19 protein-coding genes are annotated in these 21,677 nt (G+C 43.8%); 18 read left to right on the top strand and 1 reads right to left on the bottom strand.

Annotated elements, in window-relative coordinates; genetic code table 11:
• Positions 1 to 284: 284 nt before the first annotated feature.
• From AC1DPK_RS11050 to AC1DPK_RS11080, 7 genes are all read left to right on the top strand, one after another.
• Positions 285 to 728 carry a family 4 glycosyl hydrolase gene (locus AC1DPK_RS11050; protein ID WP_477510329.1) on the top strand — a complete coding sequence of 148 codons (444 nt, stop codon included), beginning with the start codon at positions 285 to 287 and terminating at the stop codon, positions 726 to 728.
• 288 nt (positions 729 to 1,016) lie between these two features.
• The gene (locus tag AC1DPK_RS11055) at positions 1,017 to 1,643 is read left to right on the top strand and encodes a hypothetical protein (protein ID WP_477510330.1); all 627 of its coding nucleotides are present in this window, start codon (positions 1,017 to 1,019) and stop codon (positions 1,641 to 1,643) included.
• Between the two features lie 121 nt (positions 1,644 to 1,764).
• A complete protein-coding gene (locus AC1DPK_RS11060; protein WP_477510415.1) occupies positions 1,765 to 2,889 on the top strand; it encodes an NAD(P)/FAD-dependent oxidoreductase in 1,125 nt (374 codons plus the stop codon).
• A gap of 57 nt (positions 2,890 to 2,946) precedes the next feature.
• The gene (locus AC1DPK_RS11065; RefSeq protein ID WP_076267250.1) at positions 2,947 to 3,306 is read left to right on the top strand and encodes an MmcQ/YjbR family DNA-binding protein; all 360 of its coding nucleotides are present in this window, start codon (positions 2,947 to 2,949) and stop codon (positions 3,304 to 3,306) included.
• A 323-nt stretch (positions 3,307 to 3,629) separates the two neighbouring features.
• A complete protein-coding gene (abc-f, locus tag AC1DPK_RS11070; protein WP_477510331.1) occupies positions 3,630 to 5,123 on the top strand; it encodes a ribosomal protection-like ABC-F family protein in 1,494 nt (497 codons plus the stop codon).
• A gap of 236 nt (positions 5,124 to 5,359) precedes the next feature.
• A complete protein-coding gene (locus tag AC1DPK_RS11075; RefSeq protein ID WP_477510332.1) occupies positions 5,360 to 6,238 on the top strand; it encodes a cation diffusion facilitator family transporter in 879 nt (292 codons plus the stop codon).
• A gap of 114 nt (positions 6,239 to 6,352) precedes the next feature.
• Entirely contained in the window at positions 6,353 to 6,676 is a 324-nt protein-coding gene (locus AC1DPK_RS11080; RefSeq protein ID WP_477510333.1) for a hypothetical protein, read from the top strand.
• A gap of 94 nt (positions 6,677 to 6,770) precedes the next feature.
• On the opposite strand, the gene AC1DPK_RS11085 is transcribed toward AC1DPK_RS11080, so the two are convergent.
• Positions 6,771 to 7,175, bottom strand: a complete 405-nt coding sequence (locus AC1DPK_RS11085) for a VOC family protein (RefSeq protein ID WP_477510334.1) — start codon at positions 7,173 to 7,175, stop codon at positions 6,771 to 6,773.
• A 293-nt stretch (positions 7,176 to 7,468) separates the two neighbouring features.
• On the opposite strand from AC1DPK_RS11085, the gene AC1DPK_RS11090 reads away from it, so the two are divergent.
• From AC1DPK_RS11090 to AC1DPK_RS11140, 11 genes are all read left to right on the top strand, one after another.
• The gene (locus tag AC1DPK_RS11090) at positions 7,469 to 7,939 is read left to right on the top strand and encodes an SRPBCC family protein (protein WP_477510335.1); all 471 of its coding nucleotides are present in this window, start codon (positions 7,469 to 7,471) and stop codon (positions 7,937 to 7,939) included.
• Between the two features lie 495 nt (positions 7,940 to 8,434).
• Positions 8,435 to 9,160 (top strand): class I SAM-dependent methyltransferase, encoded by a 726-nt coding sequence (locus AC1DPK_RS11095; RefSeq protein WP_477510336.1) that lies wholly within the window; start codon positions 8,435 to 8,437, stop codon positions 9,158 to 9,160.
• Between the two features lie 33 nt (positions 9,161 to 9,193).
• The gene (locus AC1DPK_RS11100) at positions 9,194 to 10,195 is read left to right on the top strand and encodes a phosphotransferase (protein WP_477510337.1); all 1,002 of its coding nucleotides are present in this window, start codon (positions 9,194 to 9,196) and stop codon (positions 10,193 to 10,195) included.
• A 95-nt stretch (positions 10,196 to 10,290) separates the two neighbouring features.
• Positions 10,291 to 11,151 (top strand): helix-turn-helix domain-containing protein, encoded by an 861-nt coding sequence (locus tag AC1DPK_RS11105; RefSeq protein WP_441880699.1) that lies wholly within the window; start codon positions 10,291 to 10,293, stop codon positions 11,149 to 11,151.
• A gap of 170 nt (positions 11,152 to 11,321) precedes the next feature.
• Positions 11,322 to 12,224: a LysR family transcriptional regulator gene (locus AC1DPK_RS11110; RefSeq protein WP_076267414.1), complete on the top strand. Its 903-nt coding sequence runs from the start codon at positions 11,322 to 11,324 to the stop codon at positions 12,222 to 12,224.
• A gap of 110 nt (positions 12,225 to 12,334) precedes the next feature.
• Positions 12,335 to 14,623: a 5-methyltetrahydropteroyltriglutamate--homocysteine S-methyltransferase gene (gene metE, locus AC1DPK_RS11115; protein WP_441880698.1), complete on the top strand. Its 2,289-nt coding sequence runs from the start codon at positions 12,335 to 12,337 to the stop codon at positions 14,621 to 14,623.
• Between the two features lie 163 nt (positions 14,624 to 14,786).
• Positions 14,787 to 15,269 carry a tetratricopeptide repeat protein gene (locus tag AC1DPK_RS11120; RefSeq protein ID WP_477510338.1) on the top strand — a complete coding sequence of 161 codons (483 nt, stop codon included), beginning with the start codon at positions 14,787 to 14,789 and terminating at the stop codon, positions 15,267 to 15,269.
• A 184-nt stretch (positions 15,270 to 15,453) separates the two neighbouring features.
• Positions 15,454 to 17,661 carry an S-layer homology domain-containing protein gene (locus AC1DPK_RS11125; protein WP_477510339.1) on the top strand — a complete coding sequence of 736 codons (2,208 nt, stop codon included), beginning with the start codon at positions 15,454 to 15,456 and terminating at the stop codon, positions 17,659 to 17,661.
• 272 nt (positions 17,662 to 17,933) lie between these two features.
• Entirely contained in the window at positions 17,934 to 19,409 is a 1,476-nt protein-coding gene (locus tag AC1DPK_RS11130) for a protein adenylyltransferase SelO (protein ID WP_477510340.1), read from the top strand.
• 131 nt (positions 19,410 to 19,540) lie between these two features.
• Positions 19,541 to 20,215, top strand: a complete 675-nt coding sequence (locus AC1DPK_RS11135; RefSeq protein ID WP_339204952.1) for a response regulator transcription factor — start codon at positions 19,541 to 19,543, stop codon at positions 20,213 to 20,215.
• Complete coding sequence (locus AC1DPK_RS11140; protein ID WP_477510341.1) at positions 20,212 to 21,579, top strand: sensor histidine kinase; 1,368 nt, start codon at positions 20,212 to 20,214, stop codon at positions 21,577 to 21,579. The genes AC1DPK_RS11135 and AC1DPK_RS11140 overlap by 4 nt, the downstream gene beginning before the upstream one ends.
• The last annotated feature ends 98 nt before the right edge of the window (positions 21,580 to 21,677 follow it).

A 21,677-nucleotide genomic window follows, 5' to 3' on the forward strand; every position in this document is an offset into this window, starting at 1 on the left:
ACGGACTAAGTGCAAATGAGAGTTGAGGCTGGAACATGATATTCACCCTTCCGACGTGATACTGAAAGTATACAAGAAAAAAGGCACAGCGCCCTCAAAATATTGAGGGTCTGTGCCTTTATATCTAACGGACTTTTTCAGTGGCCTCCGGCCGGCGGGCGGCYCTTTTTTTACTAAACAGCCCTGCGACAGGCTGATCCCGATAAGCATAGGGCATCATCTATCATAAAGAGGGCAGGAACAATCCCTGCCCTCTTCATTTCTATTGCTTGATTTGGGGGAGCGTGGCAGAACTTTATGCCAAGGGCCAGCGGCTAGCAACTGGAGAGGAAGCATTCGAGGTGAAGCCTACCGGAGAGGAAGGCATCGAGATGATAAAAGCATTACTCGGAATGGGCGGGCTGATTACGAACGTAAATATGCCGAATCGCGGACAGATCGAAGGTTTGCCGGCGGGAACCGTCGTGGAGACGAACGCTGTATTCGGTTATAACCACGTAAGCCCGATTCTTGCTGGTAGGCTCATTCCTGAGGTGGAGCAGCTGGTGCTGCCGCATGTAATGAATCAGGAAATGACACTTCAGGCTGCCTTAAACAAAGACAAAGCCTTGGCGTTTCAGGCTTTCATGAACGATCCGCTTGTCAGTCTGCCTAATCAAGCTGGCGCAGCATTGTTTGAGAAAATGCTTCAGAACACGAAGACGATGCTGCCTGGCTGGGACCTGTAGCAAAAACAACAGGTAAAGCAATTCCTTTTTGAGAGGGAATTGCTTTTTTTGTTCGTGCTGTCGCTGTAAGTCCAAGACCGCCGATGGCGGTCTTTTCTTATGTTTGTTTTTATTTTAGTGGTAAGTGTGTGTCTAACTGAAAGATTAATTCAATAAGGATGAAAAACCAATATATGTTAAGATATTTATACAATATCATTTGGGAGTAACGATTTACCTTACAAAGTATTTAGAAGCTGATTTGCTTCGTAAAAGGTAAAGTTATGTGGACTGCTAAGGAGGGCAGATATGACTATAAAAGCGAGATACATTTTGCTTGCTGTATTAATAATTAGTGTGACCATTTTAATTTTACTGCTGTCATCAAGACAAGAGAAATTTATTCACAAAACAGCAGTTAACGAAAAGATAGTTCAAACCAGAAGTTTTAGCGTGAGTTCTGATTCTACAGATTTGAATACATCAGCAAAAGGAACATTATTTATCAAGGGAGACAAAGGAATTCCGGAACATATTCAGATTGTTGCTTCGATTTCAATCGACCCTAAAGACTGGGGTGGTGTTGCTTTCAATATTCCTGATAAATGGTATATTTCAAACATTACAAGCAGTTATCCTGAAAAAGAAACAAAATCCATACCTACGGACTATATAACGACATTGACTACCGCGGATACAGAAAATAAATGGAGAGCGATAATTGAAGTTGGAAGAGGACGAGACGCCTATAAATCAACGGGAGGCGGTACAGGAACGGTTGTGATTGACTTAGTTTCTGATAAAAAGGCAATACAAGAGTCAGATCAATTCAGTATTTCGGTTGCGGTGGGCTCAGATGAAAAAGATGGTGTAAAGATTGTAGGACCTGATTATGTTGAAATACCTATATCGTTAACGGATATGTCAGATGATTAAAATTAGATAATAGACCATTGCACTTCATGTGAAACTTAAAGTGCCACGTCATACGCGGCTTTTTCTATTTGAGAGGGATCTCGTTATAATGAGAAGAGCGATTATAGAAAGAAGTGAAATCATCATGAAGATCATTGTCATTGGCGCAGGAATTGCTGGAGCATCAACTGCATACCATTTGGCTAAGCAGGGTGCAGATGTCCTCATTATCGATAGGAAAGATGAAGGACAGGCTACGGATGCAGCAGCTGGCATTATTTGTCCTTGGCTGTCGCAGCGGCGCAATAAGGCGTGGTATCGCCTTGCTAAGGCTGGAGCGAGTTATTACCCTGTTTTAATTGAAGAGCTGGAAAGTGAAGGGGAAACCGAAACCGGATATGCCAAGGTAGGTGCCCTCAGTATACATATGGATTCGGAGAAAATCGAGAAAATGGAAGCGAGAGCATACAAGCGTTTAGAAGAAGCTCCAGAAATCGGTGAGATTACGCAGCTTGATGAACATCGGACCCGAGAGCTCTTCCCGCTGCTCGTTGAAGGATATTCTTCCGTTCATATTAGTGGAGCCGCCCGTGTGGATGGCCGTGCGCTGCGTGATGCTTTGCTTCGATCTGCACAGAGGAATGGGGCTGAGCTTATCTATGGGGATGCTGGGCTTGAATATCAATCCAACCGAATAACGGGTGTAACGGTTGAGGCAATTAATTATCCGGCTGACATCGTGATCGTCTGTGCAGGGGCCTGGGCTGGGCAGCTGCTGCAACCGTTGGGCATTGATTTTAAAGTGAGTTATCAGAAAGCACAAATCATGCACTTGCAGGTTCCAGATGCCAAACAGAATACTGGCATCTGGCCGGTTGTTATGCCGCCTTCCGATCAATATTTGCTCGCCTTTGATCAGCAAAAAATCGTCATAGGGGCAACTCATGAAAATGATATTGAAGGTTATGATACGAGGATCACATCCGGTGGAATGCATGAAATTTTAAGCAAATGTCTTCCATTCGCACCTGATCTGGCAGATAGTACATTTCAGGAAGTAAGAGTAGGCTTTCGCCCTTTTACTCCCGATTTTCTTCCGGTTATAGGCGCCATTCCAGATTGGGAGGGACTGCTTGCGGTGAACGGTCTTGGGGCTTCCGGCTTGACGATGGGACCTTATATCGGAGATCAGTTGGCTAAGCTAGCACTAGGAATGGAAGTGGATATCGATTTAACCGATTATGAAATTTGTAAAGCCATTAGCTGAGCTGTAGGATAAATTCATAATGAGTCATTTTAACATCGTAGAAGGAGAGCTGCTGTTTTGAAGAATAATATCATCGAATACTGTTTAACGAAGAACGGGGCGTCTAAAGATTATCCCTTCGGATTCGAACCATTGGTCATCAAAGTTGCAGGTAAAATATTCGCGTTTATTTTTGAGGACAAAGGGGAGCATCTTCGCTTAAACCTGAAATGTGATCCGATAATTGCGGAAAACTTAAGGGAACAGCATGAGGCTGTTCGACCAGGATACCATATGAATAAAAAACATTGGAATACAATTACGATCGACGGTTCTTTGCCAGAGTCGGATGTTTTTGAAATGATTGATCATTCTTACGAGCTGGTTGTCAAAAGTCTTTCTAAGAGCCTTCGAGAATCTATTATCGAAAAGAACTAAATGGCTCAGAGCGTATGATGGGACTTCGCTGGTTGTAGTTAAATTAAGATTGTGATAAACTGTACCTAATTTTGATGATGGGAGTTGAACGAATACAATGTAGAACTTTCTTGCTGTGAGATCACGAAAAGAACGAACTCAGCGATCCGCTGTGGTTGGTTTATTTCGTCTCTGCAAGAAAGGTCTGCATTTCGTTTGCGCTCCCTATCCGGATAGTCATCCAGTCCCATAAAATGGGGCTGTATTTCCTCGTATGGATTAGAGACGCAAGAAAGCACCTTTCTTGCGTCTCTTTTTTATTTTCATACGAAAGGATGATCGCCATGCCCGCGATTCAAGTATCTAATCTCACTTTTGCCTATCCAGGCAGCTATGACCTCATATTCGAAAATGTTCATTTTCAAATCGATACAGACTGGAAGCTCGGGTTTACAGGGCGAAACGGTCGGGGAAAAACGACGTTCTTTAACCTGCTGCAGGGGAAATACGAATACAGCGGTACGATCTCCGCACCCGTTGCCTTTGATTATTTTCCGTTTCCCGTCGAGCATCCGGAATATTTGACTGTCGACGTCATCGAAGAAATCGTGCCAGACTATGAGCGCTGGAAGCTGATGCGTGAACTGAATCTGCTAAAGGTTTCGGAAGATGTGTTGTACCGGCCATTCGAAACGCTGTCCCAAGGCGAGCAAACGAAGGTACTGCTTGCCGTGCTGTTCATCCAGGACAATCGCTTTCTGCTCATCGACGAACCAACCAATCATCTCGACTTGCATGCACGTAAACTCGTCGGTGATTATTTAAACACGAAGCGCGGTTTTATTCTTGTGTCACATGACCGCTCATTTCTCGACCGCTGTGTCGATCATATTTTATCGATCAACAAAACAAATATAGAAATTCAAAAAGGCAACTTCTCCAGCTGGTGGACGAACAAAACTCGCCAGGACACGTTCGAATTGGCACAAAACGAGAAGCTGTACAAAGATATCGAGCGTTTATCAAGCTCTGTCAAACGCACGAGCGGCTGGTCCCACGAGATTGAAAAATCGAAAAACGGCACACGAAACTCTGGTTCCAAGCTGGATAAAGGATATGTCGGGCACAAAGCTGCTAAAATGATGAAACGCGCGAAATCCATTGAGCAGCGGCAAAATGCCGCTGTTGAAGAGAAATCGAAACTGCTTCGAAATATTGAACAGTCAGAAAGCCTTGTGATCTCTCAACTCGCGTATTCCAAATCCGAACTGGCTGTGCTGGATCACGTCTCGATTTATTACGGTGAAAAATCAGTTTGCGAGAACGTTAATTTGACGATCGAACAAGGGGATCGGATCGCCATTTCGGGTCCAAACGGTTCGGGTAAGTCTAGTGTGCTCCACCTGCTAAACGGCGAGGCGCTTCACTATACGGGTACGTTTCGGATTGATCCTCAGCTGCGCGTTTCCTATGTATCCCAGAATACTTCTCATCTGAGAGGGTCACTTTCTGATTATGCAGCAGAGCACGGAATCGACGAAAGTTTATTTAAGAGCGTGCTGCGAAAGCTTGATTTCGCCCGTATCCAGTTTGAGAAGGATATGTCGGCGTTTAGCGGTGGACAGAAGAAAAAGGTTCTGATCGCGAGAAGTCTATGTGAAGAGGCTCATCTGCATATTTGGGACGAACCGCTGAACTTTGTTGACGTCATTTCCCGGATGCAGATTGAGGAGCTGCTGCATGAGTACGCACCGACCATAGTGTTCGTGGAACATGATCGTGAATTTCACGACCGTGTCGCCACAAAAACGATTGAACTGACGGGAAACTTTGACTAAAAATCGTATCTTTTAAACGAAACAGCAGCCATAAGGCTGCTGTTTTTTTGTGTGTAATCGAAGGCCAGTTTTATTATTTGCCAGTTGCATGATTCGATATTAAAAATTGGGGCTGTGCAACACTGTTTGTCTGAGCTTATTTTTGATGCCAAAAACAAAACTGTTTCTCTAGACCCACACGCATTCTATCAAGTAACATAGGTTTTGTTCTGCAAAACCGACTGGGAGTGAAACAAGTGCAAGATACGTATGATGATATCAAACAAGGCGAAAAAGGTGCATGGCTGAGCATTGGCGCTTATATTTTCTTGTCCGCAATAAAGTTAATTATAGGTTTCCTCACTGGCTCCGAAGCCTTATCAGCTGATGGTCTGAACAACTCAACCGATATTATTGCTTCTATAGCCGTGTTGATCGGGCTTAAAATATCTCGGAAACCACCGGACAAAAACCATCGGTATGGTCATTACAGAGCTGAAACGGTAGCTGCCCTAATCGCTTCTTTTATAATGTTCGCTGTTGGTATACAAGTATTGTATCAGACGGTTATGAAGTTCAGAGCTCCAACAATTGAATCACCTGATATTATTGCAGCTTGGACTGCCCTATTTTGTGCCATAGCCATTTATTTCGTTTACCTTTACAACATTCGTTTAGCAAAAAAAATAAACAGTCACGCAATGATGGCGGCCGCACAAGATAATCGTTCGGATGCTCTTGTAAGCATGGGCGCTTTTGTTGGCATCATCGGTTCACAATTTGGCTTGCCATGGCTTGACCCAGTCACAGCTCTAATTGTAGGCATCATTATTTGTAAAACAGCATGGGATATTTTTCGTGATTGTTCGCATGCGCTTACTGACGGTTTTGATCATGAAGAACTTCAAACCATTAAACAAACCGTCTCCGATACCCCAGGTGTAGAGAAAATAATTGATATAAAAGCTCGTATTCACGGGAATAACAAACTGGTAGACGTAACGATTGCCGTAGACCATCAGCTAAATGTAGGAGAAAGCCATGACATTTCAGAACAAATTGAGAAACGTATTGCTGAATTGCACAGCATTTCCTACGTACACATTCACATAGAGCCTTTTTTGGCGAGTAGTTAGGTACACAGAGTAAGTTCAAGAGTAACAGCTGTGCATTGACATGAAAAAGTGGAGAATAAAGATTTTTTCAAGTTGATATCACATAATAAGAACATCATCAGAAAGGAATTGAACATGGCAGTAATAACTTTATGCGGTTCTACAAAATTCAAAGATCAATTTGAAAAAGCAAACGCGTTTCTTACACTTCAAGGCAATATTGTTATTAGTGTTGCTTTTTTTGAACAAAGTGATGGTTTTAAAATTACAGAAGAACAAGCAGAGTTACTAGGGCATCTGCATTTAAGAAAAATAGATATTTCTGATGAAATATTCGTAATTGATGTGGATGGATATATAGGCAACAGTACAAAAAAAGAGATTCAATATGCTGAAGAAAAAGGTAAGGCAATCCGTTACTTTTCCGATGGCGAAATCCCCACAAGTATATTCAGCTAACGGATAACTACGGTGGAAGAGTTGCAGTTGTGCAGTCCCCAAAAAAGCCCGCCCGATATTATTTTCGGGCGGGCTTTGCTCTTGCAATTATTGTTTAGGCAGTTGGTCCAGTGGTGGTGATCATCCACATTACGCCGTATTTGTCTTCGATATGTCCGAATAATGTGCCCCAAAATGCGGGTTCTAACGGGCATTTAATGTTGCCGCCTACAGCTAGCTTATCGAAGGCTTCGCGGGCTTCAGCCTCTGCATCATACTCGAGACACAGATGTATGGCATTTCCGCGAATGATGGGTTCAAATACAGAATCGGACATTAAAAAGTGAATTCCTCCAGCCATCAGACTCAAGTTAACAACTTTATCCTTGAGTTCTTCCTTTGCATCAGGAAGCTGTCCATGCGTCATAACGGACAGGATCTCTCCACCAAGTGCATGAGTATAGAACTCAGCTTGAGCTTTTGCGTCCTCCGACATCATATAAGTTGTGTGTTTTGCCATCTTATAACATCCTCTCATCCCATAGTTTGGATTATTTTTGTAGATAACCGATGAACTCAGCCTCTATTTAGACAACGAATGAGAAGTTTGAAAATCGACAGATTCCAAAAAAAATTTTAAAACTTTATTTTATTATGCTGACAGGCAGTGAATTTCCAGTAATGATAAAATGAAGTTGCAGCTCGGGAAGGTGTTTATTAATTATTTCTGATCATGGGCTGCCTAAAGAGTTATTTTAAAAATGGGTACAATGCTGGCTTTAAGAGTAATTGTAGCTTAATGAGGTGTTTGGATTGGTTACTGTTAAAACCGAGGTTCTTATAAATGCTCCAATACATCATTGTTTTGACTTAGCGAGGAATATAGAAGTACATACTCAAACGGTCTGGAAACATACGAAGGAGAGGGCTATAGCAGGAACGATTGAAGGCATGATTAATAAGGGAGAAACCGTGACCTTTCTGGCTACTCATTTTCTAATCAGACAAAAACTAACCTCGAAAATTACGGAATATGAAAGTCCCTATCTTTTTGTAGACGAAATGAGCAAGGGGGCTTTTAAAAGTTTAAGACATGAGCATATATTTGAGGAACATGATGGAATGACATTAATGAAAGACATATTGGTTTTTGAAGCTCCGTTTGGAATAGTTGGATGGATTACAGAGAGATTGATATTAAGAAGGTACATGAAAAGTTTTTTGGAGCATCGAAATAATCAATTAAAGAGTAGGGCAGAAGAGCTAGTCACTGACCTTGATTAACCTCGTTTAAACGCTCTGTACTGGCAAGCTTCTCATAACAATCAAGCAAGATGATAGAGATCATATATGAACAGGTACTACAAAAAGTTGGTACTCGTTTCAAGAAAAGGTTTTTATTAGAATTGATTTGTAAGGAAGCAGATGATTGCTGGATTACGAGCTGGGAGGCATCAATATGTCATTTTTAGCACTAATTGTATTGTTAATCATAGGAGTAATCATGTTAGTGGTCGGATTTGCAGCTAAAAAAAATTGGCTTAAGCTGTTATCCATTATCCCGCTAGCTATTTCTACGTGGCATTTTTCAAATTTGTTTTTGATAGGTTATGGATGAAATTTGTGAGCATATCTCTAGCATTTTTTCCAGCTCTTAAAATATAATCATATGATCCAAAAGGAGACAGCCATTATTATGGCTGTCTTTTACCTCATAACTGAAAAATTATGGTATTATCAAGCTGCTGTTATAGCTAGAAATAGGAGGGTGTGAACAAAATGAAGGAAAAGGTTGTCACAGCGTACGACAAACTTGCAAAAGACTACGAAAAGCATGTGGATACTGAGAGTGGGCACAACGCTTATTATGAGCGGCCAGCAACGATGAAACTTATGCCAAATGATATGAATTCACTTACAGTCCTTGATGCTGGCTGTGCTGCAGGTTGGTACACGGAGCAATTTTTAAAGCGCGGTGCTCAAGTAACGGCTATTGATTTGAGTCCTGCTATGGTAGAAGCATGCAAAAGGCGAGTTGGTCATGAGGCAGAAGTATTCGCTTGTGATTTAACTGAGCCCCTCCCATTTAAAAACGAAACATTCAACCTTATAGTAAGCTCATTAACCCTGCACTATATCGATGATTGGGCGCCAACCTTTCAAGAATTCCATCGCATATTGAAACCGGGTGGACAAGTTATTTTCTCCGTACATCATCCATTTATGGACTTTAAACATTTTGAAAGACCTGATTATTTCGCTCACGAGCTGCTTATGGAAACCTGGAACAAGAAAGAATCTGGCCCAGTGGAGGTTACATTTTATAGGAGGCCTCTTCAAGAGATTCTGAATGTCACATCTGCCCAATTTATCATTGATCAAATCATCGAGCCGCAGCCGGATTTAGCTTTTAAAGATAAACCAGATGCTATGGATTGGTATAAGCGTTGGTATGATCGTCTTTCGACTAATCCTCATTTTCTCATTGTGAAAGCTCGGAAATAGAAGGATAGAATTCTTTATTAGGATTAGGGGGATATGATGCAGACAGTAATCGATGAGCTAATACACTATTATTTTATTCATCCGAGCTATGAAATCGAGTCCGTTCCTTTTGGTCTAACAAACCTCACGAAGATTGTTAAAATTAATGATCGAAAATATGTAGTTCGCATCTACGATCGCCATACGAAAAATGTACAAAGCATGGAAATGGAATCGAAAATAACTTCATTTTTAAGTGGCCGTAATCTTACATTTCAAGTGCCTGTATTTCTTCGGACGCTCAATGGGGATGAATACATACAACTAGCAGACGGTACTTTAGGTGCGGTCGTATTATTTATTGAAGGCCGTGTACCAGAAATAGTAGAAACACAACAAGCCTTGAAATTTGGTCAGGTCGTTGGAGAAATCTCTTCAACTCTGAGCGAATATGAAACTGATCTGCTAGACCACCATGGAAAAGCTTTCTCAGATATTTATGATCTTCATCCACTTTCCCATCGTAATGCTATAACTTCTTTTATTGAAAATCCGCCATTTTACATTTCTGAATCCCACCTGAACTTCTATAAAAATATGATTTTGTCCGTTGAGATGTCTATCCACCAGCTAAAAAGTTTGCCAAGGCAGCTCGTTCATCATGATATGCTCATATTCAACCTATTGTCCCAAAACAACAACATATGTGGCGTATTGGATTTTGATTTCACTTCGATTGATGCTAGTTTTATGGAATTTGTCATTAGCCTTAATCATATTTTGCAAATGTCGGATGGATCTTTGGAAATGACTGAAGCCTACATTAAGGGCTATGCCGTTTTTCGTAAGGCAACTATACAAGAAACTAATCATTTGCAGCTCATGACGCAGATTTATCATATTGCAGTTCTCCATATTTATATAGGTCAGCATTACTCAGGGAAATCGATTGAAGCTAACTTCAACTATATACTCCATCAATTTCAAACACGAAATAACTGGTTGAATCAGCATCGCGGGGCCTTGCAAGCACTACTTGAATTATATCTGGTTTGAGGAATTCTGGGCTCAAGCACCGCTTGATATACAAAAAGAAGGGTCAAATATACACTGAAAGTATCTTGAATGAAGGGGTGATGACAGTGTTTGATATGATGAAGGTAGGCAGAAATATTTCAAAGCTAAGGAAGAAGATCGGAATTACCCAAATGGGATTAGCAGACAGACTTAATATCAGTTATCAGGCGGTGAGCAATTGGGAGCGGGGAGAGACGATGCCTGATATTTCTAAGCTTCCCCAGATCGCAGAAATTTTTGATGTCAGTATCGATGAGATTTTAGACGAAGGCAAAGGTACTGAACTACTTAGAAGTATGCTGGATCATTCAACAGAAGATTATTTACAACATAATGAAGTTTCACTTAAAGATATTTCCGAAATTGCACCATTGCTCAAAACAGAGCAAGTGGATGAATTCGTTGCGAATGCAGAGGAGGTTGCTGAAATAGGCGATCTTTTGGCTCTTGCTCCTTTTGTTAGTGATGAGACGATAGACAGATTTGCAAAACAGGTGTTTGAAAAAGAGGGCATTTATGTACTCGTATCGTTAGCTCCCTTTATGAGTGAATCTGCGATTGACGAGTACTCGAAGCAATCTTTTGAAAAAGCAGGTATACATTCACTCGTATCGATGGCCCCATTTATTAGTCAGTGTGCGATTGATGAATGTGCGAGGATGGCGGTTAAAAAAGAAGGCATAACTGCCATTGTGTCACTCGCCCCGTTTATTAGTAAAGAAGTCATTGATGAATGCGCGAGGATAGCCGTTGAAAAAGAGGGCATAAATGCCATTGTATCGCTGGCGCCATTTATAAGTACAGAGGCAATTGACGAATGTGCAAAAAAAGCTTTTGAGAAAGAAGGCTTAAAAGCACTGGTGTCGATCGCACCCTTCATCAGTAGAGGTATATTGAATGATTGTACTGAAAGCAGTGCTATAGCGAAAAACTGAAGGATGGACGTAAAGTCAGTCTTCCAGCGATAGCTTTAAAGAACGTTTGGGAATCCGCTGCAATTCGGGTTCCTTTTTCTTATGCTTAAACGGCAGGCGATGCAATGTTTGGCTTGTTTTATATGTATAATATAAGAAAGACAAGCAGGATGTTAGAAGGGAGTATTTCATTGACTCTACAACAATTAAAATACGTAATTGAGGTCGCCAATCGAGGCTCCATTAATGAGGCAGCCAAGCGGTTGTTTATTTCTCAGCCTAGTCTTTCCAATGCCATTAAGGATCTGGAAGAGGAAATGCAGCTAGAGATTTTCGAGAGATCTAATAAAGGAATTTCACTTTCTAAGGAAGGTGTTGAGTTTTTAAGTTATGCTAGGCAGGTCGTTGAGCAGGCGGAATTGTTGGAAAGCCGTTACCTGAATGCCAAGCCTTCGCCGCAGCATTTTTCGGTTTCTACTCAGCATTATGCTTTTGCAGTGAATGCATTTGTCAGTTTGGTTCGCGAGTATGGTCAGGAAGAATATGAATTAACATTACGTGAGACTAAAACCTACGAAATTATTGAAGATGTTAAAAGCCTGCGCAGCGAGATTGGAATCTTGTATCTTAACGAGTTCAATGGGAAGGTAATCAATAAGCTGCTCAAAACGGCGAATTTACAGTTTATTAGCTTATTTACAGCTAAGCCTCATATTTTCATCAGCATTAATAACCCGTTAGCCAATCAATCCATCGTGACCATTGACCAGCTTCAAAATTATCCCTATTTGTCCTTTGACCAAGGCGAATACAATTCTTTTCATTTTTCAGAAGAAATTTTAAGTACGATGACTCATAAAAAAAGTATCCGTGTAAACGATCGGGCGACGCTGTTCAATCTCCTAATTGGACTAAACGGATATACGATATCGACTGGTGTTCTAAGCGCTGATTTAAACGGCAATGAGATTATTCCAGTACCGCTCGATTGCGAGGAGACGATCAATGTAGGTTGGATTTCGCAGCGAAATGCTTCCTTATCCAAGCTTGGATCAGCATATATTGAGGCGCTCAAACAAGCGATTGGCAAATAAAAATGCGGGTATAGCTTAAGGCTATGACTAGATATAGTTTAATCCAGTTACTCTATAACAGTGAATACGTGTTATCTTTCTTGTAACAATTTGTATAGGAGTGTTACGAGATGGTGAAAAGCAGTGTTTTGGGATATCCACGTATTGGTGCGGATCGGGAATGGAAGAAGGCGCTAGAAGCGTTCTGGGCAGGCAAGCTTGAAGAATCAGAGTTCCATGGCAAGCTTCAAGAAATCCGTTTGAATCATTTGCGCAAGCAGCAGGAGAAAGGCATCGACCTTATCTCGGTCAATGATTTCAGCTATTACGATCACATTCTTGATACAGCAACGATGTTCGGGATCATTCCGAAGCGCTTCACTTACGAAGGCGGTTCAGTACCACTGTCGGTTTATTATGGCATTGCCCGCGGAACGAAGGATGCAACGGCAAGCGAAATGACCAAGTGGTTTAACACCAACTATCACTACATCGTACCTGAACTGGACGGAGCAGCACCTGTACTTACAGAGAATAAGCCGCTTATCGCATATTTGGAAGCTAAAGAAAAGCTCGGTATCGAGGGAAAACCCGTTATTGTCGGCCCATTAACTTTCTTGAAGCTGTCCAAAGGATATAGTCAATCAGAGACGGATGCTTGGCTGGATCGATTGCTGCCGCTTTATGTGCAGATCCTGCAAGAGCTTGAAAAAGAAGGCGTTCAGTGGGTACAAATAGATGAACCAATTCTGGTAACAAAACTTAGCGATGCTGATCGCAGTCGCCTAAAAAATATTTATACCACGCTTGCTGCATCGGTAACTAATCTAAACATCATGCTGCAAACGTATTTCGAATCCGTAGAAAACTATACTGACATCGTTGCGTTGCCGGTCAAAGGAATTGGGCTTGACTTCGTACACGGTTTGTCCGTAAACTTGTCATCCATTAAACAATTTGGCTTCCCTCAGGACAAGGTTCTAGGTGCAGGAGTCATTGATGGCCGCGGCATCTGGAAAGCGTCACTTCGCGATAAATTGGCATTGTTGAAAGAGTTGGCTGAAGTCGTAACGGCTGAACAGCTAATTGTACAGTCATCTTGCAGCCTGCTTCATGTTCCAGTCACAGTGCAAAATGAGACTAAGCTATTGTCTGAACTAAAGGGTGCTCTAGCATTTGCGGATGAGAAGCTGGATGAGATTGTTCTTCTTGCGAAAGCAGTTACTTCGGAAGATGCTTTCATTACTGCTGAGCTTGAGAAATGTGATGCTGCTCTAGAGGCGCTTAAGCAATCAGGCGAGCGCAATCGCAGCAGCATTCAGCAAGCCGTAGCCGCTATTAGCGTGCAGAATCCAACACGCAATCTGCCATTTTCTGAGCGTCATATTGCCCAACAGAAAAAATGGCAATTGCCGATTTTCCCAACGACGACAATTGGCAGCTTCCCGCAATCCGCAGAGGTGCGCAAAGCCCGTCAACAATGGCGCAAGGGTGATTGGAACAATGAACAATACGCTAGCTTCATCCGTGAGCAAATCGATATCTGGATTAAGCTTCAGGAAGAAATCGGACTGGATGTACTCGTGCATGGCGAATTTGAACGGACAGATATGGTTGAGTTTTTCGGTGAGAAGCTTGCGGGCTTTGCGTTCACTCAGTTCGGTTGGGTACAGTCGTATGGCTCCCGCTGCGTGAAGCCGCCAATTATTTTTGGAGATGTAGCGTTTGAAGAAGCAATGACTGTCGAGGAAACGAAGTATGCTCAGTCGAAGACTGAACGTCCAGTTAAAGGAATGCTTACGGGACCGATCACGATCATGAACTGGTCGTTCGTCCGTGATGACATTACGCGTGAGCAAATCGCTTACCAGCTTGCCTATGCGCTTAGACAAGAGGTAGAAGCGCTTGAGCAAGCGGGCATTGGGATGATTCAGGTTGATGAGCCTGCGGTTCGCGAAGGTCTGCCGCTTAAGGAAGAAGACCAAGCCAACTATTTAGCTTGGGCTGTCAAAGCTTTCCGTGTGACTACATGCACGGTTCAGGATACGACGCAAATTCACACGCATATGTGTTATTGCGAGTTCCATGACATGATTGATTCCATTGAAGCGATGGATGCAGATGTTATCTCCATCGAGACTTCACGCAGTCATGGTGAATTGATTCATAGCTTTGAGCTGAATACTTACAAGCTGGGTATAGGTTTAGGCGTATACGACATCCACAGCCCGCGTATTCCGCGAGTGGAGGAAATGACGAGTATGATCGAACGCGCTTTGCGTGTGCTTGATCCGAAGTTATTCTGGATTAACCCAGACTGCGGACTTAAAACACGTGGACTCGAAGAAACCGTTGATTCCTTGCGCAATATGGTTGAAGCGACACAGATCGCCCGTGCGAAACATTCTTTGCAGGTGTAAGCTAGGTTAATAATAAAAATCACAGAAGAGCAGGCTGCCACGGCAGCCTGCTCTTTTTGATAGGATCAGATCCGATTTTGTTTATAAATAAACTAGAATTAGACTGATTTCTCAAATATGATACGATAAACGAAACGAATTGATTTTAAAAGGAATGAATATCATGGATAAGCTTCATACCGCCATAAGTTTAAGAGAAGCAGGGAAACTGGAAGAAGCCAAGACATTGCTGATAGATTTAGTCAAAGAAGAGCCGCAGAACGCTTCAATATGGTATCAACTAGCTTGGGTTCATGATGCTATGGGACTCGAAAGGAAAGCCGTCCCTTTTTATGAAAAATCATTGGAACTAGGATTAGTAGGTAAAGAAAGAGAAGGGGCATTGTTAGGCCTAGGAAGTACATATCGTACTTTAGGCATGTATGATGAATCAAAACGTATATTTGAAGCAGCAATAAAAGAGTTTCCAGAACGTAGAGAGTTTCAGGTGTTTTATGCGATGGTTCAATACAACTTGAAGGCTTACGACAAGGCAATGGAAATTTTATTGAAGCAATTAGCCGAAACGAGCGCTGATGACGGAATTCAGTCGTACAAGAGAGCTGCCCTTTTTTATTCAGACAAATTGGATCAGGTATGGGATTGATCCAGTCTGCTATTTTCCAACTATACGGCGACAGACTAGGACGTCATAATGACGCCATTGTCTATCGCCGTTTTTATTTATTCGAATCAGCCGAAACAAATAAGGTTTTGTACCGTCTAACAATTAGTGTAAATTTTACCATTAAAGCGATTTGCGTTGATTTGCAGGAGGGGGAGCAATACGAATGAAACAAAATGGATTGAACTTAATAATGAGAATGGGGCGCGTCTTTCTGGCTGGATGTCTGATGTCGCAGCTGCTTGTTGGCGTCGCGTCAGCTAATACGGCGGAGAAGCTGGCATCTGGCGGCAGCGTGAACGCGAGCAGCAAGGTCGATCGTTCGCTGGCCTTCACAACAGACATGCAGGATGCATTAAAGGAAGCGGAGCAATTGCTATATGATCAGAAACCGTTTTCGGATTGGGCGGCGATCGGATTTGCAAAGAACGGCAGAGCAGTTCCAAAAGGCTTTCTGGAGGAGAAAGCAGATGTCATATTAAATAATGGCGGAAGATTTGATACGTATACAGATATGACAAGAACGGTGATCGCTTATGCTGCTGCTGGCGGCAGAAACATTAATAATATCGCTGGTCTTGATTTTTTCTCAGCCGTTTTGAACAATCCTGACCTTGAGAAGAAGGGAATATATGAACTCGTACCCGCTTATGTCGTGGCGAAGAGTTCCAGTCCCTACTCTCCTAATTCAAACCCTTTCTGGTATCCTGACGCGTTTTCTCATATCATCACAAATCAGCAGTTGAAAGATGGAAGCTGGTCCGAGTCCGTTAATGGGAAAGGTAGTGCTATGGCAACGGCTGTAGCTTTGACAGGATTGTCACTCATTTCGAGAACGCAAGATCGGGAGCTGACGGAGTCAGAGCAGAAAGCGCTGGAGTGGCTGCGCATGCAGCAATCAATCGACGGCGGCTTCGACTTCAGCACAGCGGCGACAGCACAGGTTATCATTGCACTGTCATCGCAACGAATGGACGCTGCTGCGTTCGCGCAGCAGGGAGGCGCCCAGCCGCTTGATTTTCTGATGTCTCGTCGATTGGATGAAGGTGGATTCTCGGAGCGCAGCGATGGCGTTTTGGATATGACGGCGACGCTCCACGCTTATTTGGCGTTGACCGCTTATAAGCTGTATGTGAATGGCAAAGAACGGCTGATCGATGACTTGAATTTGGCTTCGGGCAGTTCGATTATTCAGATCGAGGGGCCTACAGGTACGATCGCACAAGGACGCGTTCCTAGTGGCGGTAAGGCAATAGATACAGCTCTTGCTTTCCTTAAGCAAGAAGGAATTGCCTACGAAATGAAGACAGCTTCTTCCGGGGAGAAGGCAATCACCTCGATTAAGGGTATCGACGTCCTCCAATACGGCGGAAAGAATGGATGGAAGTTCGCTGAGTACAGTAGAGATGGAAGTTGGATGTTCCCAGAAAATGCTGGCAGCGGGAATGTTCTTAGTGATAGAAGTCGATTGCTGCTTTATTATGGTTCGGACACAACTGAGGTTATCGACTTAGTCGTTGTTAATGGCTCAAATGTGAACGGCAAACTAGCAGAAGGACGGCCTTCAGCAAATTCACTTTTCGAGCTGTTCGTTAAGAAAGCAAATCGTAAATCGGGTCAACTGCCTGCGCCGAATATAACGGTGACAGTCGGTGGGAAGACGATGGTGACCGATGCGAAAGGGAAAGTGGCTTTTGCGGGAATGCCCTCCGGTGTGCATGTCGTTACGCTAACTGGGTATCGGAAGGATGCTGCGCCTGCTGTGGCCAAAAATCTTTACTATTTATCGGTCTCTGCTCCTCCGTTGGCTGACTTTAAGGATGCTAATCAAGTAGCCGGCTGGGCAAGAGAAAATATGGCACATGCGCTTTATGAAGGTTACATCCAGGGCGTAAGCGTGAAGGATAATGTACTGGCTCCGAAAAAGACGTTGTCTCGCGCTGAATTCGCAGCCATGCTGCTCCGCTTGGTACACGGCGCTACGGATCTGCCTGCTGGCAGCTCTCCCTTTAATGATGTTCCAGTGGGCAAATGGTACAGCGACGAAATCGCAAGAGCTGCAAAGCTCGGCATTACTGACCGTACATCCGGTCGGTTCGAGCCAGAGCGTACGATTACCCGCGAAGAGGCAGCGATGATGTCCGCAAATGCTGGTCGATTAGCAACCTTCGGCAGTGAGGGTCGAATGGCGTTCGGAGACATTAAGGGTCTATCCGCGACGAGTCTCCACGCTATCCAAGCCGTCAACGAGTATAAGGTGATGGTCGGCAGCGATGGCAAGTTCAATCCGCGGCAGACGCTGGTCCGAGAGCAAGCGGCGGCGATCCTTTTGAGGCTGCAGAAGCTGCTATATCCCGAGAAGTACTTAGATTGATCATGCAGCACTCTGCTCAATGGCTATGCATTCATTTTCCTATTCGAAGTCTGCAATTCACAGTTTTGGACCAGTCATACCACCCACAAACGCTTGCTCAGGTTCAAAGAGGAGAAGCGAAGGAGGAAATGGTGTTATAATCAATCTATATAAACCGAATTGCCTTGCAAAGAAATGGGAACCATCTAGGTGATAAATGGTATTTATGACTTTTTTTCATTAGATGACCATGCAATAACGAAGATAAACGACACAAGAATATAGGAGATACGATGACTGAGGAAACAGCATTAGATAAAACAGGTTGGAACTTTGACAACAGTTATGCACGGCTGTCGGAAACATTTTTCACAAAAATGAGCCCGCCGCCTGTGCACTCTCCGCAGTTGAATATTATGAATGAATCGCTCGCAAAATCACTAGGCTTAAATGTTCAATCACTTCTAAGCCAGGACGGTACTGCTATGCTGTCGGGAAATGAAATTCCCGAAGGCGCTTTGCCGCTTGCTCAAGCTTATGCTGGGCATCAATTTGGACATTTTAACAGATTAGGGGATGGGCGTGCGCTATTGCTGGGTGAACAAATTACGCCTACAGGTGAGAGGTTTGATATTCAGTTTAAAGGTTCTGGCAGAACGCCATACTCCCGCGGAGGCGACGGCCGGGCTTCACTTGGACCGATGCTGCGCGAATATATTATAAGTGAGGCTATGCACGCGCTTGGTATTGCTACCACTCGCAGCCTCGCCGTTGTCACAACTGGCGAGCCTGTATACCGCGAAACGGAGCTGCCGGGTGCAATTCTGACCCGCGTGGCTTCCAGCCATCTGCGCGTGGGCACCTTTCAATACGTTGCCCAGTGGGGTACGGCTGAAGAACTCAGACAACTTGCTGATTACACCTTGCAAAGGCATTACCCAGAGGTTGGCGAAGCTCAAGATCGCTATCTTCGCCTGCTTCAAGAAGTAATTAAGCGTCAGGCAGCGCTAATCGCCAAATGGCAGCTCGTTGGTTTTATCCACGGTGTGATGAATACAGACAATATGTCGATTAGCGGAGAGACCATTGATTATGGCCCTTGCGCCTTTATGGATGCCTATGATCCCGAAACGGTATTCAGCTCCATTGACGTTCATGGCCGTTATGCCTATGGCAACCAACCGCGTATCGCGGCGTGGAATCTCGCTAGATTTGCTGAGGCGCTTTTGCCGCTGCTGCATGATAATGAAGAACAAGCTATAAAACTGGCAGAGGATGCGTTATCTGGATTTGCAGAGTTGTATCACCAGAGCTGGCTTAGTGGAATGAGAGCGAAGCTTGGAATTTTTAATGAAGAGCTTGAAGATGAGGCTCTAATTACAGATTTGCTTCGTATGATGCAGGAGCATGGTGCAGACTACACGAATACCTTCCGCTCGTTCACATTAGATAAACCAGAAGATACAGCACTCTTTGGCACCGAGGAGTTTGCACCATGGTATGAGCTGTGGCAAGCGAGGCTTGGCAGGCAGCCGGAATCCAAAGCTGCATCTCATCAGTTGATGGGCGCAAGCAACCCTGCGGTAATCCCGCGCAACCTTCGAGTTGAAGAAGCGCTTGAAGCCGCAGTGAAGCAAGGCGACAACCGTGTGATGGAGCAGCTTCTGAGTGTTCTTTCGAGCCCATACGATCACGCCCGCGAACGGTCTGATCATTACACGTTCCCTGGGGTATCAACTCGTCCATACCAAACTTTTTGCGGTACCTGATATAAAAAAAGCGGCAGCTCACCTCAATGGTCAGCTGCTTTTGTCTGTTCTGTGCTGTTTTTATCATTCAACACGATTTATAGTATAATGATTACTATTATATGGACGCATAACAGGGAAAGAGGGAACGAATGCCTACTATACTGGTTGCTGATGATGATGCGAACATTCGCGAACTCGTTTGTTTATTTCTACGCAACGACGGATTCGAAACGGCTGAAGCGGGAGACGGCAAGGAAGCACTGGCCGTCTATGCCTCGATGCATATTGATCTTGTCGTACTCGATATTATGATGCCGATTATGGATGGTTGGACGTTGTGCAAGGAGCTCCGAAGAAGCAATCCTGATCTTCCGTTACTTATGCTGACTGCAAGAGGCGAGACATGGGAGAAGGTGAAAGGCTTCCAGCTCGGGACGGATGATTATTTGACGAAACCATTTGATCCATTGGAGCTGACGGCTCGTGTTGGAGCTCTTCTGAAAAGGTACCGGATTGGCTCAACACAGACGATTCGGCTAGGCAGCATCATTCTTGACCGGCAGACCTATAAAGTAATGAGAGGAACGGAATCACTTGCGCTGCCGCTCAAGGAGTTTGAACTCCTTTATAAGCTCGCTGGCACACCTGGACAAATCTACACGCGTGAGCAGCTGATCGATCAAATTTGGGGGATCGATTATGCAGGCGACGATCGAACGATAGACGTACATGTTAAACGATTGCGCGAACGCTTCGCGACGACTACCGATTTTCATATCGAGACGGTGCGCGGGCTTGGCTACCGGCTTGAGGTGCACGAATGATCAAATCTTTATATACACGAGTCGTCCTCATTTTTCTAGTCTCCACGATTGGGGGCACGATCATTGCTTTTTTTGTGGCAACTTGGGCATTTGAAGAAAAATTGAGTGAAAACTCGCAAATTTTGATGCGTAATTTTGGACAAGACATCGCGCGAATTTATGAGGCCATCCCCTCACGTGATGCGGACAAGTTCGTAAGTGGAATGAAGCAGCTCAATTCCTATCATATTCGAATTTATGAAACGACGGATCGATTCCAGTCTTTCGGAGCGCTGCACGGGCATAAGCCTGCTGTAATAGCCAAGGAACAAGTAATGAAGGTACTGGCTGGAGAAATGGTTCGGGTTCGTATGAAGGGGGTTACTGTTACTTTCATAGGATTGCCGCTCAAAACAGACATGGGAACGAAAGCGATGTTTGTGGAAGCACTCTCCCCTCCATCTGCTTCTTTTGTATTCAAATGGGGATTATCTTTTGTCGCTTATGCGTTGATTACAGGCAGCTTATTTATTCTAATTGCCTCCATATTTCTAATAAGACCAATCAAAAAGCTGACAAAAGCGACTAGACGGATAGCATCTGGCGATTTCAACGTCAAGCTGAATATTAAACAAACGGGCGAGCTGGGAACGCTGGCTCGAAGCTTCGAAGAAATGATGCATGACCTGCAGCAGTTGGAGCAGATGYGCAGAGAATTCGTAACGAATGTCTCGCACGAAGTTCAGTCTCCGCTCACTTCGATATCCGGCTATGCTATAGCGCTCAAGCAAGCAAATGTTGCGGATAACGATCGAAATCGCTACCTAGATATTATTATTGCTGAAGCCGAACGGATGTCCAAGATGAGTGATAGCCTGCTAAAGCTGAGTTTGCTTGAATCACAGTCACAACAGATGCGGCTGACCGCATTTAGACTTGATGAACAAATAAGACGAATTATCGTCGCGATACAGCCGCAGTGGTCGACTCGCAATATCGATTTCGAGCTCCATTTGCCTACTGTTATTTTTTTAGCTGATCATGATCTGTTGAATCAGGTTTGGACTAATATAATCGGCAATAGCATCAAATTTTCGCAGGATGGCGGCATCATTAAAGTGAGTATCAAACAAGATATCAAAAACGTGACCGTCCGAATATCCGACAGCGGCATAGGTATTGCGCCAGAGGATCAGAAGCGTATCTTCGAGCGATTTTTTAAGGCGGATCGCTCCCACAGCCGTAAATATGAAGGCAGCGGAATGGGCCTTGCCATCGTTAAACAGATCGTATCGCTTCATCAAGGTGACATTCGAGTGGAAAGTGAGCCTGGCCGAGGAACGACCTTCATTGTCACTCTGCCAATCATTACTCCGACAGAGTAATTCGATTCGTAATGTATTAGTCGACATCGCTCGTTTACTCTATGCTGCGGCAGCATGTGCAAACTCTTTGCATGTGTTGCTGCAGCATTTTTTTGTTG

It is taken from the genome of Paenibacillus sp. 01T424, assembly GCF_056398745.1.